Raw genomic sequence first — 15,196 nt, forward strand, 5'->3', positions numbered from 1 at the left:
AGGGTTTGATTTTTAATTCATAAATATCGGGGACAACAGCTTGCCTTCTAAGAGGGCAAGCACCAGCCCCCTTACAGGGGGCGAAAGGCAAAGCCACCTTCTAAGAAGGTGGATTCTTTAACTCATCAAGTTAAACAACCACAGCGCTTTGGTGTCGTTGAATTTGACCGTGATGGTAATGTGATTGCTATCGTAGAAAAGCCTGAAAAACCTAAGTCTGATTTTGCTGTTACGGGATTGTACTTTTACGATAATCGGGTCGTCGACTTTGCTAAGCAGTTAACGCCATCTGTCCGTGGAGAACTCGAAATAACGGACATTAACCAAATGTATCTAGAGCAAGACGCTTTAAACGTTGAGTTGCTGGGGCGTGGATTTGCATGGTTAGACACAGGAACGCCTGAAAGTTTGCATGAAGCTTCTTCATTTGTGCAAACAATTGAACATGTGCAAGGGTTAAAGGTGGCTTGCCTAGAAGAAATTGCATGGCGAAATGGTTGGATTAGCGAACAGCATTTATCTCAAATTGCAGACTCAATGCAAACTAATGAATATGGTCAATATTTGAAGCAGTTAGTTACTCATGGTTAAAGCATTTATGAGTCGTTGGATGCGCTTTTCAATTATGATGTACGTGATTTTTATGATGTTGTAAACTGATAACAAGAATAGACATTTTGAGTAAGATTGCTTATATGATTTTAAACCCACGTTATCTTAAATTGTTGGTGCTAAATTGGTCTCAGGTTTGTAGGACTGCTCAGCGTTTGTCTATTTCCCTTTCTCGGTTAGAAGATAGTTTTCCTCTAACATTTGAGAGTCTTTCTAATGCTGACGAAGACTTACTTGAACGGCTCGATGCATTTAGAGTTCGTTATGGTGATTTACAAGATAGTCTTGGAGGAAAGATTTTTCGAAGCATTTTGATGGCCGAGGATGAATCACCTCTTAATATGGCTGACATCTTGAATCGTATGGAAAAGCGAGCAATCTTAGACTCAGCAGACGAATGGAGAAAGTATAGAGATATTCGAAATGCTTTTGCTCATGATTATCCTGATGAAGCGATTCAAAGAGTAAACGCATTAAACCTTGCATTTCAAACATCTAAATCGATCATTGATATTGCAGAGAATGTTTATCATTATATTTCTAGACAAGGCATTGAATTACAGAGGATTGCCCGTGCGGATAAGTGATGAAATGGCAAGAAGTATTGTCGATTTAAGCCGGAAATTTTTTACTTCGGATGCATGTGTTTGGTTATTTGGCTCCCGTGCTGATGATGCTAAGAAAGGTGGTGATATTGATATTATGATTGAAGACAATTCTATTGATAACCCTGTTGAAAAAAAAATAAATTTCAAATTAGCCTTTGAAAATCGATGGGGAGAATTAAAAATTGATATTCTTATTCATGATACAAATTATCAAGATACGGCAATTCACGAAATAGCAAGACAGGGTATTAGGCTCAGTTAGGAACTGTCCCGAAATAACTTCCCGATTTGTTACTGCAAAAAATTGACAATATCAAGGCACGAAGAATGAAGTTTAGTCATTATAAATGAATGATGAGTAACGCAGAGAGTGTCAATTTTTAGCGTAACCCTTTGGGCTGTGTTTATTTTTTTCTTCTACGGCGTTGTCGCAAGCTAATGTAGAAAAGAAGTAACGACAGTTATGTATGTCGATAATGACTACACTGCACTTTCTCCGCCTTGTAGAAGCAAAAAATAAGCGACAGCAAATCAGGGAAGTTATTATGGGACAGTTCCTTAGCGTTGTTATATCACTCGTTACTCATGCTTTTGCAGGAGTAACGAGGTTACAGTCTGAAAACAATCAAGTTGTGATTCAATGCTTTTAAAACTTATAGCCAAATACTAGGCCGTAGCTTGGGCCGTTTACAAACAAGTCACCATTGCTTGTGTCGTAGGCAAGATCACGATAGTACTTAAATTGTAAACCGAGTCGAAATGCTGACATTCTTGGTGCGTAAGACAGTTCAGCACCTGTATAATAACCAATCGCAGCCTTCTTCCAGCTGTATTTTGCAGCACCTAAAAACAGTTCGCTCGACAGATTATTTGTCCACTGATAGCGCCAGTTAACAGGGCGAATGCCAATAGTGGTACCACTACCTGGAAATGCATCATCTCTGTCTAATGGCTTAGCGTATTCAACCACAACGCCCCATGCACTGTCTTCTGTAACCCATCGATAAGCACCAATACCTAGATTGATGGCTTTAAAATCATCATTAACTTTTGCTTCTGGCCCAAGTTTTTCACCCACTTTTAAACTTGATTGAGTTGCAGACAGTGATAACTCAATATCTGTTTTAGCCATCGCAGCGAAGCTGGTACTGACTAACACTAAACTGAGTAAAGTGACGTACTTTTTAAACATAATATTTTCCGATTTTAATTTGATCTAATGTTGTTACTTACTTCCACTTATAGCTAACTCGTGCCTGCCAGAAGCTTTTTCCTAATTGGTCGTTACCGAGATAAGCACCCACAGAAATTGTGTTGGTTCGCCACGGAATAAAATACTCTGCGTCAATTTCCCAGCTCTGTTTATAAGTCTCTTTAGCAGACTCTTTTGGTGTGACTAGCCTTATTTGGGTAATAAGTTTATGCTCGCTGTCAAATCGATATACCCCTTTAATGTAATGCGATTGACCTTCCAATGCAGTGCCGTTTTCCCTTTGTTGTTGCAATGCCCAATTACCGACCACAAAACCGTCATTCACATAACCATTTTTATAGATGTGATGTGAGTACCAACCGTTTTCCCAAAAGCTAAACTCATATGTCATTGACAACTTGTTATTAAACAGTTGAGGAAAGAAAAGGCCCGCAGATAAAGCTGGATTACCAAACTGGTAGTTTTTACTGTTAGAAGTATCTTCACCTGCTAACTCTGAGTAAAATGAAAATGGAATCTTTGTATCAAAATTAAATTTTGATGTGATTGATGCAATTTGGTTGCCGGCTTCTTCATCAGTATCTAACTTATCGCCAAATGCATTATCGGCTCCACCAGGATCAACAAAAGCTTTGGCAATGGTTTTAAAGCTTACTTCACGCTCACCACCGCCAAATTGTACAACACGATTAACGCCTATCATCCAACCGTCTACGGGTTCAAAGCTAAAGTGGAAGCCTGCCAGTAGTGGCTTCTTTCTGGTGCTGTATTCACCATTAAAGCGGACAGGCTGAGTGTCCATTTGTGCCAAGAAAAACTCATAATTAAAGTTAGTATCAAAAAACTCTATTGGTAAGTTGTTACTTAAGCTGACAGACGGCATGGTTTCGGCATTGGTACTGATAACCATACTTTGGCTTTGAAAAGGCGAATACCAATGATCTTTAAATCCAATATCGAGTTGCGCCCAGCTTGTTCCAACAGACAGCATAGAGCCTGCTAGCGATTTTCGTTGTTGGGTGAGTTCGGTACCCACATAAAAGCCTAACCAATCTTGAGCTTGCCATTGAAAGCGGTTACTGAACGAGAAGGTGTTGTCAGTGGTATTGCCTCGCTCGTTGGGAAGGGCGTGCTCTTTTTTTCCACCAACGCTGAGTGTGGTTCGACTGTGAGTTAACGCTGCTTTTTTCTTATATGGCATTAACGATCTTGATAGCCGTGCGTACAAATCGGGTTGAGTGAGCTGAATTTTGTCTAAGGCTTGGAAAACCACGGCCAAGTTATATGGCTTGGTGAGCTGTGGAATATTGGCTAATGTCGCGAGAGATTCAATGTCACTTTCGATTACTGGGTTTGCGCTAATTGGCAAATACGGGCTTACGCCGCCAGCCCAGCAAGTGCTTGTAAATAATAAACTTGCAGATAAAAATAATGCCGTTTTCATATTGTATTGTATTTGATCCTTAATGCGGGGATTATATGGTTTAAATACTTGTAGGCCAAGGTGTTTTCGTTGTTTTTTTATGAGCCTTGTTTGTAATACCAATAACAATAATTGGTATAAATAGATGACGGCTTGAAACGTTATTAATTGCAGACTTAAAGGGAGATTAACCATGCAAATAATCCACCATGGGGCTAAAGATGGTGTTACGGGCTCTTGCCATGAGTTGGTGATTGAACCGGATTACAGCATTCTTATTGATTGCGGATTGTTCCAGGGGGCTGAACAACGAGCGCTCGATATCGATTTTGATTTGTCTAGGGTTAAGGCATTGGTGGTCACTCATTGTCATATTGATCATGTTGGACGCATTCCTTGGTTATTCGCCGCTGGCTTTAGAGGAAAAATCTATTTAACCCAAGCCAGTGCTGCACTGTTACCAATCGTTTTAGAAGATGGCATAAAAGTCCATTTTGGCTCTAACAGACTGTTTGATGCTGTTGAAACATTACTTGATAAACGCATGGTTGCTGCTCCGTATAATCAATGGCTACAACCTTGCGACAATGTTAATTATCGTATTCGTTTTCAGCCTGCTGGGCATATATTAGGAAGTGCGTTTGTTGAAGTTGATATGCCTGATGGTACCAGAGGCGTGTTTAGCGGTGATTTAGGTCCCTGTAATACACCATTATTGCCTGATCCCGTTCCGCCTGAATTTGCCGATTGGTTAGTAATGGAAAGTACTTATGGTCAGAAGGTGCATGATGATATTTCACAACGACGTTTTCGCTTAAAAACCATTATTGAGCGCTCGCTTCGTGATGGCGGCGTTATTTTAGTCCCCGCTTTTAGCATTGGTCGCACTCAAGAATTGTTGTTTGATTTAGAGCAATTGATTCATGAGTTGGCTGACGATCCTATTCATCAAATTCCTATTATTCTGGATTCTCCTATGGCGCAAAAGTTTACGGACAATTACCGTATCTTTAAAAAGTTTTGGGGCCTTGAAGCTAAACAAAAACTGCAAAGCGGTCGGCATCCCCTCAATTTTGAACAACTTGTTTGTATAGATTCACATAGTGATCACCAAGCATTGGTGAACCGATTAACTAATAGCGGTGAGCCTTGCATTGTGATTACTGCTAGCGGCATGGTCAGTGGTGGTCGAATTGTAAACTATATGAAAGCGTTGCTGCCTGATAAAAGAACGGATGTGCTGCTTGTTGGTTACCAAGCTAAAGGCACACCGGGTAGAGCATTGTTTAAAGATGATGCATTTATTAGATTTGATGAAGATACCGTTAAAAATAATGCTCAGATCCACAATTTAGGTGGATATTCTGCTCATGCTGATAAAGATGAATTGATCGGTTTCATTACTAAAGTTAAAGGGTTAACTAAAGTAAGAGTCGTCCATGGTGAACCTAAGTCTCAGCATAAATTTAAAGAAAACCTATTAAACGTTAATGCTAATTTAGTCGTTGAGGCGGCTTGTGATATTTAGACACTGTATAATACGCTAGACATACAGTGCCTAGTTTTGATTTACTGCTTATTGTTCGGTCTGAGCTGTGCCTCTGAGTTCGCCATGGCTAATGCAAATTGTGCATAAGCAGCGACATTTTGAGCCAGTTTTTCAGGTACGATTTTATCAATTGTATCATTGGGCGTGTGGTGATAATCAAAGTAGTCGTAGCCTTCCTGACGAAGTGAGGCTACGGGCACACCTAAAGCTGGAAGCATGGAAACATCAGGGCCTCCGCCTGCTTCGTTATTACCGAGTTCAATATTTCTATTGGTCGTCATTGGCGCTAAATCAGCATGAACCTGTTGCAGCTGATTTGGGTTTACGTTGACATCAATACGGTAAATCCAACCTGCACCAAAATCAGACTCAGCAGCGATATAATGGTTTTGCAGTTCTTTAGCGTGAGCTTTTGCGTAAGCTTTTCCGCCCACTAATCCAATTTCTTCTGCGGCGTAAAGTACGACACGAACCGTGCGGTCTGGACGCTGTGGTAAATCCAAAATGTGCTTACCTGCGGCCATGACGATACCGACGCCTGCGCCGTCATCTAATGCGCCTGTACCTTCATCCCAAGAATCTAAATGTGCACCAATAAGTACAATTTCTTCAGGTTTGGTACGGCCTGTCACTTCACCGATAACGTTGTAAGACGTTGCAAAACCTTTATTTTCAGGGTTCATGTTCAATTTCAACGTTACGTTGGGATTACGTTTCAACATGAAGTTGAGTTGGTTGGCATCAGGTGCTGAAAGGGCGGCAGCCGGAATTTTGTTAACGCCGTCTTTGTAACGCATCATACCTGTATGTGCCATACGGTCATGATCGGTACCGATAGAGCGAACCACAATCGCTATTGCGCCTTTTTCGGCTGCTGCAATTGCACCACGAGAACGTCCACCCACACTTTTACCATAACCAGCGCCATTAATTGCACGTTCTGTTTTATGATCGATAAAAACAATTTTACCTTTCACATCAGCAGGGTTGGTTGCTTTTAATGCCGCTAAGGTATCAAAGCGAACGATCTCAGCTTCTAAGCCATTCACTGGTGTAGCAACACTGCCACCTAATGCGGTGATGACCAGAGGTTGAGGGTAGGGTGCAGTTACTTCAGCACTTGCTGAACCGCGCTCCCAAATTGGTACTTTTACAGGCTCTTTATATATTTTGTCATAGCCAAGTTGTTTGAACTTGTTCATTGCCCAATCAACGGCCATGAGGTCTTTGTCGGTTCCTGCCATACGAGGGCCAACTTCAACGGTGAGTGACTCAACTATGTCGTAACCCAGGTTTGAAGATTTGGCAGCTGCCATTAAAGTATGACTTGCCGAATGCGTTTGGCTTGTGCCCGATGTGCTTTGACAGCCCAATAATGCTGAGCTGATAGCGGCTGCAAGTATTAAAGTAGGTATTTTTTTCATTGGTAATTATTCAATTGTTATTATTTATAGCTTAAAGGAATGATTTTCAGGCATAAAAAAACCGGCCTGAGCCGGTTTTTATTGTATCTTCAACAACAATTAAGCAGCAAGTGCTTTAATTCTTGTGTTAAGACGAGCCTTATGACGGGCAGCCTTATTTTTATGAATCAAACCTTTTGTTGCCATACGGTCAACGATAGGTTGAGCAGCATTGAAAGCTTCAGTTGCTGCTGCGTGATCGCCAGCTTTGATAGCAGCGATAACTCTTTTAAGATAAGTGCGTAGCATAGAGCGACGGCTTGCGTTGTGTTGACGACGCTTTTCAGATTGAACAGCGCGTTTCTTTGCAGACTTGCTATTAGCCAAGGTGCAACTCCTAAAAACTGGATATTAAGATTTTTTAAAGGTCGAGGAATATGCCCGAAAAACACACCAATGTCAATCAAAATGCAGCGCAGATTAATAAATCTGTTAGCATTTGGCTTTCTTCAACCTAACTCGTGTAAAATGTGGCGCAATTTTATCAGCTCTCCTGATGAAATGCACCATCTATCCTAAAAAAAGCGGTTGGTTGAATAAGATAGTTCAAGTATCTTCATTTATTATGTTTATAAAGTTGAGTAAACTTGCTTTTATATAGACGCTTGAAGCCTGCAAACAAGATGATTTGGTGCTTGAGTGCGCCGTTAACTACTCTTTCTAGGTTTATGACTAGAGAAAATTGCTTTTTTTGGAGTTCTTTTGAGCAAGAAATTATTTAGATCAGGCATGATCGTCAGTGCGATGACTTTAGTCTCACGTGTTTTAGGGTTATTGCGTGATGTTGTTATTGCAAACCTGTTGGGTGCAAATGCCAGCGCCGATGTATTCATCTTTGCAAATCGAATTCCAAACTTCTTGCGTCGGCTCTTCGCTGAAGGTGCATTTAATCAAGCGTTTGTGCCTGTATTCACCGAATATGAAGAAACGAAAACTAAACAAGAAACGCAAGAGTTGATCTCAAAGGTAGCCGGAACACTAGGTGGCATAGTTACCGTGGTGACGTTAATCGCTGTTATTGCTTCACCTGTCATTGCGGCTTTGTTTGGTGCAGGTTGGTTTTGGGATTGGGTAAATGATGGTCCTGATGCAAGTAAGTTTGAGCTTGCCTCTCTGATGCTCAAAATCACTTTTCCTTATTTATGGTTCATTACTTTTGTGGCTTTAGCTGGTTCGATTTTGAATACCCGTGGTCGATTTGCGGTATCTGCATTCACGCCTGTATTTTTGAACATCGCCATGATTGCTGCCGCCATTTTGATTTCCCCAAGACTGGACGATCCAGAAATTGGTTTAGCAATAGGTGTGTTTTTAGGTGGTTTAATTCAATTTTTGTTTCAAATTCCATTTTTATACAAAGAAAAAGCCATTATCAAACCTAGTTGGGGTTGGAATCATGAAGGTGTGATTAAAATACGCACCTTAATGTTACCGGCATTGTTTGGGGTCTCTGTTACTCAGTTGAGCCTACTCTTTGATACGTTTATCGCCAGTTTTATGATCACAGGATCAATCAGTTGGTTATATTACTCTGATCGCTTATTGGAGTTTCCTTTAGGTTTGTTCGGAATTGCTATCGCAACGGTTATTTTGCCCACTTTATCTAAAAAACACGTTAACGATGAAGGGCAAGGGTTTAAACAAACGATGGACTTTGGGGTTCGCTTTATTCTTATGTTAGGTGTGCCAGCGATGGTAGGTTTAATATTGCTTGCGAAACCCATGTTGATGGTGTTGTTTATGCGAGGTGAATTTAATTTTACTGATGTGCAACAATCTTCAACGAGCTTAATTGCTTACGGCTGTGGCTTGCTCAACTTTATGATGATTAAAGTGTTAGCGCCAGGCTACTATTCACGCCAAGATACCAAAACACCAGTACGTTATGGCATTATTTCGATTTGTACTAACATGGTCTTCAATATCATTTTTGCTATTCCATTTGGTTTTGTAGGGTTGGCCATCGCAACAACGTTGTCAGCTTTTGTTAATGCCAGCTTATTATATAGAGGCTTGCATATAAGTGGTGTTTATCAGTTTAGTAAGCAAACCCTGATTTACTTTATAAAAGTGATAATTGCAGCGTCATTAATGGGAATGTTAATATTCCATTTTAGCCCCGCAGATCAGGTTTGGCTGGATAAAGGCGAATTGACTCGAGGTGCTGAGCTTGCCAAATTAATTGCACTCGGTGGAATTTCATACTTAGTTGCTTTGTTTTTATTCGGAATTAAGCCATGGAAGCTTAAGTAGCTGTTCAATAAGTTATCTTGCATTTTTTAACGCCCAGCTTCAGCACTCTAAGTCGTTGCAATTTCGGCTACATAGCTATGGCTATGCGCACTACATTGCGCCTTTTATAGCACTAAATCTGAACGTTAAAATTCTGAAAAAACTTATCGCCAGCCACTTATACCTGAACTAGATGACTGATATAATTATGAGACTTATGCGCGTAACAAAAGCACAAGAATGGAATTAATTCGCGGGATTCACAATATTTCACCTAATCATCATGGTTGTGTACTGACTATTGGTAATTTTGATGGCGTTCATCGAGGCCATGCAGAGGTGATCAATCGTTTAGTTGAAAAAGCTAAACAATTTGGTCTGCCAGCAACGCTTATGACTTTTGAGCCTCAGCCTCAAGAGTTATTTAAAGGCGAAGATGCACCTGCGAGACTGAGTTTATTGCGCGATAAAGTGATATTGCTTGACGAACTTGGTATTGATCGAGTGTTATGTGTCAACTTCAATCGTAAGTTTGCCAGTATGCCACCTGAAGATTTTATTGAAGAGTTATTGGTGAAACAACTTGGAGTAAAATATCTGGTTGTTGGCGATGATTTTTGCTTTGGTAAAAAGCGTGCAGGCAATTTTGATATGCTGTGTAAAGCCGGTGCTAAGCATGGGTTTGCAGTTGTCAGTACAAACAGCTTTATTGTTGGTGATACTCGCGTAAGTTCTACTGCTATTCGTGAATCTTTAGCTGATGGAAATTTTGAACAAGCAAGAAGAATGCTTGGTCACCCTTATTTGCTGGGTGGGCGAGTAGCTCACGGTCAGAAGCTTGGACGTACATTAGGCTTTCCGACTGCAAATATTGCGCTTAAGCGAAATGTTGTACCTGTGCGTGGAGTGTTTGCCGTTCGTGCATTTTGGCAAGATAGCGAAATTTATGACGGTGTTGCCAATGTTGGTTTTAGGCCAACGGTTAATGGACAACAATGCCAGTTAGAAGTCCATTTGTTTGATTTTAATGGTGACATTTATGGTCAGTACATTGAAGTTGAGCTGGTGGCAAAGATCAGAGATGAACGACCATTTGAGTCGTTAGAGGCGCTGAAAGCGCAAATTATGAATGATGCAAATGAAGCGAAAGCTTTGTTTAGCAGTGATGCAAGTTAATTACTATTTTGTCATAGCTGCGAAAGCTGATATCCAGTGACTTTTAGCCCTTAAAGCAAAGAATCTGGAATGACTTTAAAAACCACATTATGGTGTATGGGATAAATGAGCGACTATAAATCAACGTTGAATTTGCCGGAAACGAAGTTTCCGATGAGAGGTAATCTGGCGAATCGTGAGCCAGAGATGTTAAAACGCTGGAACGAAGATGAGCTGTATAAAGCGATTCGTGAAAGCCGTGAAGGTGCAAAGCCATTTATTTTGCATGATGGCCCTCCATACGCAAACGGTAATATTCATATTGGTCACTCAGTTAATAAAATCTTAAAAGATATTATTATCAAATCGAAAACCATGTCAGGTTTCGATGCACCTTATATCCCGGGCTGGGATTGTCATGGCCTGCCAATTGAGCTTAAAGTTGAGCAAAAAGTCGGTAAGCCTGGCCATAAAGTTTCTGCCGCTGAATTCCGTGAAGAATGTCGTAAATATGCAGCTAAGCAAGTTGATGGTCAGCGTGATGACTTCATCCGTCTAGGCGTATTCGGTGATTGGCAAAACCCTTATCTGACCATGAATTTTGAAACTGAAGCGAATATCATTCGTTCATTGGCAAAAGTAATTGATAATGGTCACCTTCATAAAGGTGTTAAACCTGTTCATTGGTGTACGGATTGTGGTTCGGCATTAGCGGAAGCAGAAGTTGAATACGAAGATAAAACGTCCCCAGCAATCGATGTAGCGTTTGTTGCCGTTGACTCAAGTGCAGTTGCGGCAAAGTTTGGTATTGCGGATTATGCGAATCAAGTTGCGACAGCAATTTGGACGACAACACCTTGGACACTGCCAGCTAACCGCGCTGTGGCATTAAGTGCTGAGCTTGATTACGCCTTAGTTGAATATACTAAAGACGGTAAAACACAAGCATTAGTGCTTGGCGAAGTGCTTGTTGATGATTGCATGAAGCGTTTTGGCGCTGAAGAATATAAAACACTCGGCACAACAAAAGGTGCTGAGCTTGAATTAGTTCGTTTCCTACATCCATTTTATGATTTCGATGTTCCTGCAATTCTTGGCGATCACGTTACTACTGAAGCTGGTACTGGTGTTGTTCATACTGCACCGGGTCATGGTCAAGATGACTTTGTTGTTGGTCAACAATACGGCCTAGAAGTCGCAAACCCAGTTGGTGATAACGGCGTTTATAAGCCAGATACTGAATTTTTTGCTGGCCAACACGTATTTAAAGCAAATAAGTCAGTGGTTGAGTTACTTGAAGAAAAGCAAGTGCTGCTTAATCACGAAAACTACCGTCACAGCTATCCACATTGCTGGAGACACAAAACACCAATCATTTTCCGTGCAACGCCACAATGGTTCATTTCAATGGACAATAATGGCTTACGTTCAACGTCATTAAATGAAATCGGTCAAACTCAATGGATCCCAGATTGGGGACAAAGCCGTATTGAGAAAATGGTTGAGAATCGCCCTGATTGGTGTATCTCTCGTCAACGTACTTGGGGTGTTCCAATTACGCTTTTTGTTCATAAAGAAACTGATGAATTGCACCCTGACAGTGTGGCATTGATGGAGCGTATTTCTCACCGTATTGAGCAACAAGGCATTCAAGCTTGGTTTGACCTTGAGCCATCCGAGCTATTAGGCGATGAAGGTGAAAAATACCGTAAGATCACTGATACGTTAGACGTATGGTATGACTCTGGTTCTACATTCTCATCGGTTGTTGCGAACCGTGCAGAGTACAAAGGTGCAGACATTGATTTATACCTAGAAGGTAGCGATCAGCATCGTGGTTGGTTTATGTCATCATTGATGATCTCGACAGCGATGAACGGTAAAGCACCGTATAAGCAAGTGCTCACACACGGTTTCACCGTTGATGGTAAAGGCCGTAAGATGTCTAAGTCTATCGGTAACGTGATTTCACCTCAGCATGTGACGGGTAAACTAGGTGCAGATATTCTGCGTTTATGGGTTGCAGCAACGGACTACAGCGGCGAAATGACGGTTTCTGATGAGATCCTAAACCGTAGCGCTGACTCTTATCGTCGTATTCGTAACACGGCTCGCTTCTTATTGGCTAACTTAAGTGGCTTTAACCCTGAAACTGACATGGTTGACGTTGAAGGTATGGTTGCTGTAGATCGCTGGGCCGTTCGTCGTGCACATGCGATTCAAGAAGAAATTCTTGCTGCTTACGATCAATATAACTTCCATTTAGTGACACAGAAGTTGATGCAATTCTGCTCGGTAGAGCTAGGTAGCTTCTACTTAGACATCATTAAAGATCGTCAGTACACCGCAAAAACAGAAGGGCATGCGCGTCGTAGTTGTCAGTCTGCGCTTTATTTGATTGCTGAAGCGTTAGTGCGTTGGATTGCGCCAGTATTGAGCTTCACGGCTGATGAAATCTGGCAATTATTACCAGGCAAACGTGAGCAATATGTCTTCACTGAAACTTGGTTTGAAGGCTTAGAGTCAGTTGTTATTGAAAATGATTTGAGTGACGAATACTGGCAGACATTGCTCTCTGTTCGTACTGAAGTCAACAAAGTACTTGAGCAAGCACGTCGTGATAAAAAGATCGGTGGTTCTCTAGAAGCTGAAGTAACACTTTATGCAGCTGAAGAGTTGACCGCAGAACTTGCTGAAATCGATGATGAACTTCGTTTCGTATTATTAACTTCGAAAGTAAACGTTAAGCCATTGGCTGATGCGCCTGCAGAAGCAACCACAACGGAACTTGCTGCGTTAAAATTAGTCGTAGGTAAATCAGATGCAGAAAAATGTGAACGTTGCTGGCACCATAGCGAGGACATTGGTGAGGTTGAAACTCACCCAACGCTATGTAAGCGCTGTGTGACAAATATTGAGGGTGAAGGCGAAGAACGTAAATTCGCTTAATATTTTCGAGGCCGTATCTGCCTATGCAGAGACGGCACTAGGATTGATTGAATAAAGGAAAAAGCATGCCGTCAGATTGGAAACAAAGTGGGTTGAAATGGTATTGGGTTGTTGTTATAGCCATTGTTGCTGATCAACTTTCTAAGCAGTGGGTTCTAGCGAATTTTGAATTGTATGATTCAATAAATTTATTGCCCGTTCTAAACTTTACTTATGTTCGCAATTATGGCGCAGCTTTCAGCTTTTTAGCTGATGCTGGTGGTTGGCAACGTTGGTTCTTTACTATCATCGCAATTGGTATCAGTGCGTTATTAACGTTTTGGCTTCGCAAACAACATGCGAATGAATGGCGCACAAACCTTGCATTTACGCTCGTTATTGGCGGAGCGATCGGGAATTTAGTTGACCGTCTAATGCATGGATTTGTTGTTGACTTTATCGATGTTTATTGGAAGACCAGCCACTACCCAGCATTTAATATTGCTGATTCTGCTATTTGTATTGGCGCAGGTTTAATTATTCTTGACTCATTTTTTGGTGAGAAGAAAGAAACAACTGAAAACACTAAAGAGGTAAGTTAAGTGTATTCGACTAAATCATTATTGTGTCATATGGAAATTATGCTGGAAGACGGCTCAACAGCTGACAGCACAAAAGCTTCAGGAAAGCCTGCTCGTTTGAATATTGGTGACAATAGTTTGAGCCCTGCCTTTGAAGCTGAACTTGAGGCTCTAAAAGAAGGTGATAAACATAAGTTTACCCTTCAAGCTGTTGATGCGTTTGGGGAATCGAACCCAGACGCCATTCATTATTTAGACAAAACTCGTTTTCCAGCAGATTTGAAGTTGGAAGAAGGCGTTATTGTTAGTTTTGCTGGCCCGGGTGGTAGTGAGATCCCTGGTATCGTTCGTGAAGTTGCCGGTGATTCGGTCACTGTTGATTTAAACCACCCACTCGCAGGGCACAATATCACCTTTGATATTGAAGTGACTCAGGTACTCTAATTTATGAATACTTCTGACAAAATTGCAGTTCAACAACTTGAACCTAATGGTTTAAACATCATGCTTGCCAATCCTCGTGGCTTTTGTGCTGGGGTTGATCGTGCGATTAGCATTGTTGAAAGAGCGCTAGAACTATTTGAACCACCAATTTATGTCCGCCATGAAGTGGTACATAACCGTTATGTGGTACAAAACTTAAAAGACCGTGGTGCGATTTTTGTCGAAGAGTTAGAGCAAGTACCTGATGACTGCATTGTTATTTTCAGTGCTCATGGTGTATCACAAGCTGTTCGTAAAGAAGCGAAAGATCGTGGCTTGAAAGTATTCGACGCAACTTGTCCATTGGTGACTAAAGTTCACTTACAGGTTACTCGAGCGAGTCGAAAGGCTATTGAGTGCATCTTAATTGGACATGCTGGCCACCCTGAAGTTGAGGGGACCATGGGGCAGTACAGTAACCCTGAGGGTGCTGTTTACTTAGTTGAGTCTGTTGAAGACGTAGCGAAACTCACGCCTAAAGATCCGGATAATCTTTGCTTTGTTACTCAAACAACGCTTTCTGTTGATGAAACTATAGATATCATTGAAGCCCTCAAAACTAAGTTTCCATGCATTGAAGGGCCACGTAAGGATGATATTTGTTACGCAACACAAAATCGTCAAGACGCTGTAAAGAGTATGTCTCCGAATGCTGACATGATGGTGGTTGTGGGGTCGAAAAACAGCTCTAACTCAAACCGCTTACGCGAACTTGCTGAAAAGCACGGTATTGAAGCACACCTTGTTGATAATGCAGATGATGTTGCTGCATCATGGTTTGAAGGTAAATCGAAAGTGGCTGTAACAGCTGGTGCTTCAGCACCTGAAGTATTGGTTCAACAGGTTGTTGAAGCAATAACTAAGTTTGCGCCGAGTGTGATTACCGAAGTTGAAGGGCGAGAAGAAGATACTGTTTTTGCAGTTCCTGCAGAGTTACGGTAAGTGTTAA

General features: G+C 41.3%; 14 protein-coding genes. 10 read left to right on the forward strand and 4 right to left on the reverse strand.

The window, feature by feature from the left end:
• Positions 1–108: 108 nt before the first annotated feature.
• The 3 genes from JQC92_RS05785 to JQC92_RS05795 all read left to right on the forward strand — a co-directional run bounded on the left by JQC92_RS05785 (position 109) and on the right by JQC92_RS05795 (position 1,482).
• A complete protein-coding gene (locus JQC92_RS05785) occupies positions 109–591 on the forward strand; it encodes a sugar nucleotidyltransferase (protein WP_204998759.1) in 483 nt (160 codons plus the stop codon).
• Positions 592–695: 104 nt separating this feature from the next.
• A complete protein-coding gene (locus JQC92_RS05790) occupies positions 696–1,199 on the forward strand; it encodes a hypothetical protein (protein WP_204998760.1) in 504 nt (167 codons plus the stop codon).
• A 4-nt stretch (positions 1,200–1,203) separates the two neighbouring features.
• Positions 1,204–1,482, forward strand: coding sequence for a nucleotidyltransferase domain-containing protein (locus JQC92_RS05795; protein ID WP_204998761.1), 279 nt, complete (start codon positions 1,204–1,206; stop codon positions 1,480–1,482).
• Positions 1,483–1,866: 384 nt separating this feature from the next.
• Here the strand turns inward: JQC92_RS05795 and JQC92_RS05800 are convergent, their stop codons facing one another.
• Together JQC92_RS05800 and JQC92_RS05805 are read right to left on the reverse strand one after the other, a co-directional pair.
• Positions 1,867–2,412 (reverse strand): hypothetical protein, encoded by a 546-nt coding sequence (locus JQC92_RS05800; protein ID WP_204998762.1) that lies wholly within the window; start codon positions 2,410–2,412, stop codon positions 1,867–1,869.
• Positions 2,413–2,449: 37 nt separating this feature from the next.
• Positions 2,450–3,877, reverse strand: coding sequence for a capsule assembly Wzi family protein (locus JQC92_RS05805; protein ID WP_204998763.1), 1,428 nt, complete (start codon positions 3,875–3,877; stop codon positions 2,450–2,452).
• 172 nt (positions 3,878–4,049) lie between these two features.
• Between JQC92_RS05805 and JQC92_RS05810 the strand changes: the two genes are divergently transcribed.
• The gene (locus JQC92_RS05810) at positions 4,050–5,384 is read left to right on the forward strand and encodes an MBL fold metallo-hydrolase (protein ID WP_204998764.1); all 1,335 of its coding nucleotides are present in this window, start codon (positions 4,050–4,052) and stop codon (positions 5,382–5,384) included.
• A 41-nt stretch (positions 5,385–5,425) separates the two neighbouring features.
• Here the strand turns inward: JQC92_RS05810 and JQC92_RS05815 are convergent, their stop codons facing one another.
• Positions 5,426–6,829, reverse strand: a complete 1,404-nt coding sequence (locus JQC92_RS05815) for a M28 family peptidase (RefSeq protein ID WP_204998765.1) — start codon at positions 6,827–6,829, stop codon at positions 5,426–5,428.
• A gap of 99 nt (positions 6,830–6,928) precedes the next feature.
• The gene (gene rpsT, locus JQC92_RS05820; protein ID WP_129946567.1) at positions 6,929–7,195 is read right to left on the reverse strand and encodes a 30S ribosomal protein S20; all 267 of its coding nucleotides are present in this window, start codon (positions 7,193–7,195) and stop codon (positions 6,929–6,931) included.
• Between the two features lie 375 nt (positions 7,196–7,570).
• On the opposite strand from rpsT, the gene murJ reads away from it, so the two are divergent.
• The 6 genes from murJ (at position 7,571) to ispH (ending at position 15,189) form a co-directional block, all read left to right on the forward strand.
• Positions 7,571–9,121, forward strand: a complete 1,551-nt coding sequence (gene murJ, locus JQC92_RS05825; protein WP_204998766.1) for a murein biosynthesis integral membrane protein MurJ — start codon at positions 7,571–7,573, stop codon at positions 9,119–9,121.
• Between the two features lie 219 nt (positions 9,122–9,340).
• Entirely contained in the window at positions 9,341–10,276 is a 936-nt protein-coding gene (gene ribF, locus JQC92_RS05830; protein WP_204998767.1) for a bifunctional riboflavin kinase/FAD synthetase, read from the forward strand.
• Positions 10,277–10,381: 105 nt separating this feature from the next.
• The gene (ileS, locus tag JQC92_RS05835) at positions 10,382–13,204 is read left to right on the forward strand and encodes an isoleucine--tRNA ligase (RefSeq protein WP_204998768.1); all 2,823 of its coding nucleotides are present in this window, start codon (positions 10,382–10,384) and stop codon (positions 13,202–13,204) included.
• A 65-nt stretch (positions 13,205–13,269) separates the two neighbouring features.
• A complete protein-coding gene (lspA, locus tag JQC92_RS05840) occupies positions 13,270–13,785 on the forward strand; it encodes a signal peptidase II (protein ID WP_204998769.1) in 516 nt (171 codons plus the stop codon).
• Entirely contained in the window at positions 13,786–14,208 is a 423-nt protein-coding gene (fkpB, locus tag JQC92_RS05845) for an FKBP-type peptidyl-prolyl cis-trans isomerase (RefSeq protein ID WP_204998770.1), read from the forward strand.
• A 3-nt stretch (positions 14,209–14,211) separates the two neighbouring features.
• Positions 14,212–15,189, forward strand: coding sequence for a 4-hydroxy-3-methylbut-2-enyl diphosphate reductase (ispH, locus tag JQC92_RS05850; protein WP_204998771.1), 978 nt, complete (start codon positions 14,212–14,214; stop codon positions 15,187–15,189).
• Positions 15,190–15,196: the final 7 nt, after the last annotated feature.

This window comes from Parashewanella hymeniacidonis, assembly GCF_016900895.1.
In the GTDB taxonomy this organism is placed as follows: Bacteria; Pseudomonadota; Gammaproteobacteria; order Enterobacterales; family Shewanellaceae; genus Parashewanella; species Parashewanella hymeniacidonis.

Coding starts and splice junctions, on each gene's coding strand:
- JQC92_RS05790 (WP_204998760.1), top strand. CDS start 696: ATGATTTTAAACCCACGTTATCTTAAATTGTTGGTGCTAAATTGGTCT.
- lspA (WP_204998769.1), top strand. CDS start 13,270: ATGCCGTCAGATTGGAAACAAAGTGGGTTGAAATGGTATTGGGTTGTT.
- ribF (WP_204998767.1), top strand. CDS start 9,341: ATGGAATTAATTCGCGGGATTCACAATATTTCACCTAATCATCATGGT.
- JQC92_RS05795 (WP_204998761.1), top strand. CDS start 1,204: ATGGCAAGAAGTATTGTCGATTTAAGCCGGAAATTTTTTACTTCGGAT.
- JQC92_RS05800 (WP_204998762.1), bottom strand. CDS start 2,412: ATGTTTAAAAAGTACGTCACTTTACTCAGTTTAGTGTTAGTCAGTACC.
- ileS (WP_204998768.1), top strand. CDS start 10,382: ATGAGCGACTATAAATCAACGTTGAATTTGCCGGAAACGAAGTTTCCG.
- JQC92_RS05810 (WP_204998764.1), top strand. CDS start 4,050: ATGCAAATAATCCACCATGGGGCTAAAGATGGTGTTACGGGCTCTTGC.
- ispH (WP_204998771.1), top strand. CDS start 14,212: ATGAATACTTCTGACAAAATTGCAGTTCAACAACTTGAACCTAATGGT.
- JQC92_RS05815 (WP_204998765.1), bottom strand. CDS start 6,829: ATGAAAAAAATACCTACTTTAATACTTGCAGCCGCTATCAGCTCAGCA.
- JQC92_RS05805 (WP_204998763.1), bottom strand. CDS start 3,877: ATGAAAACGGCATTATTTTTATCTGCAAGTTTATTATTTACAAGCACT.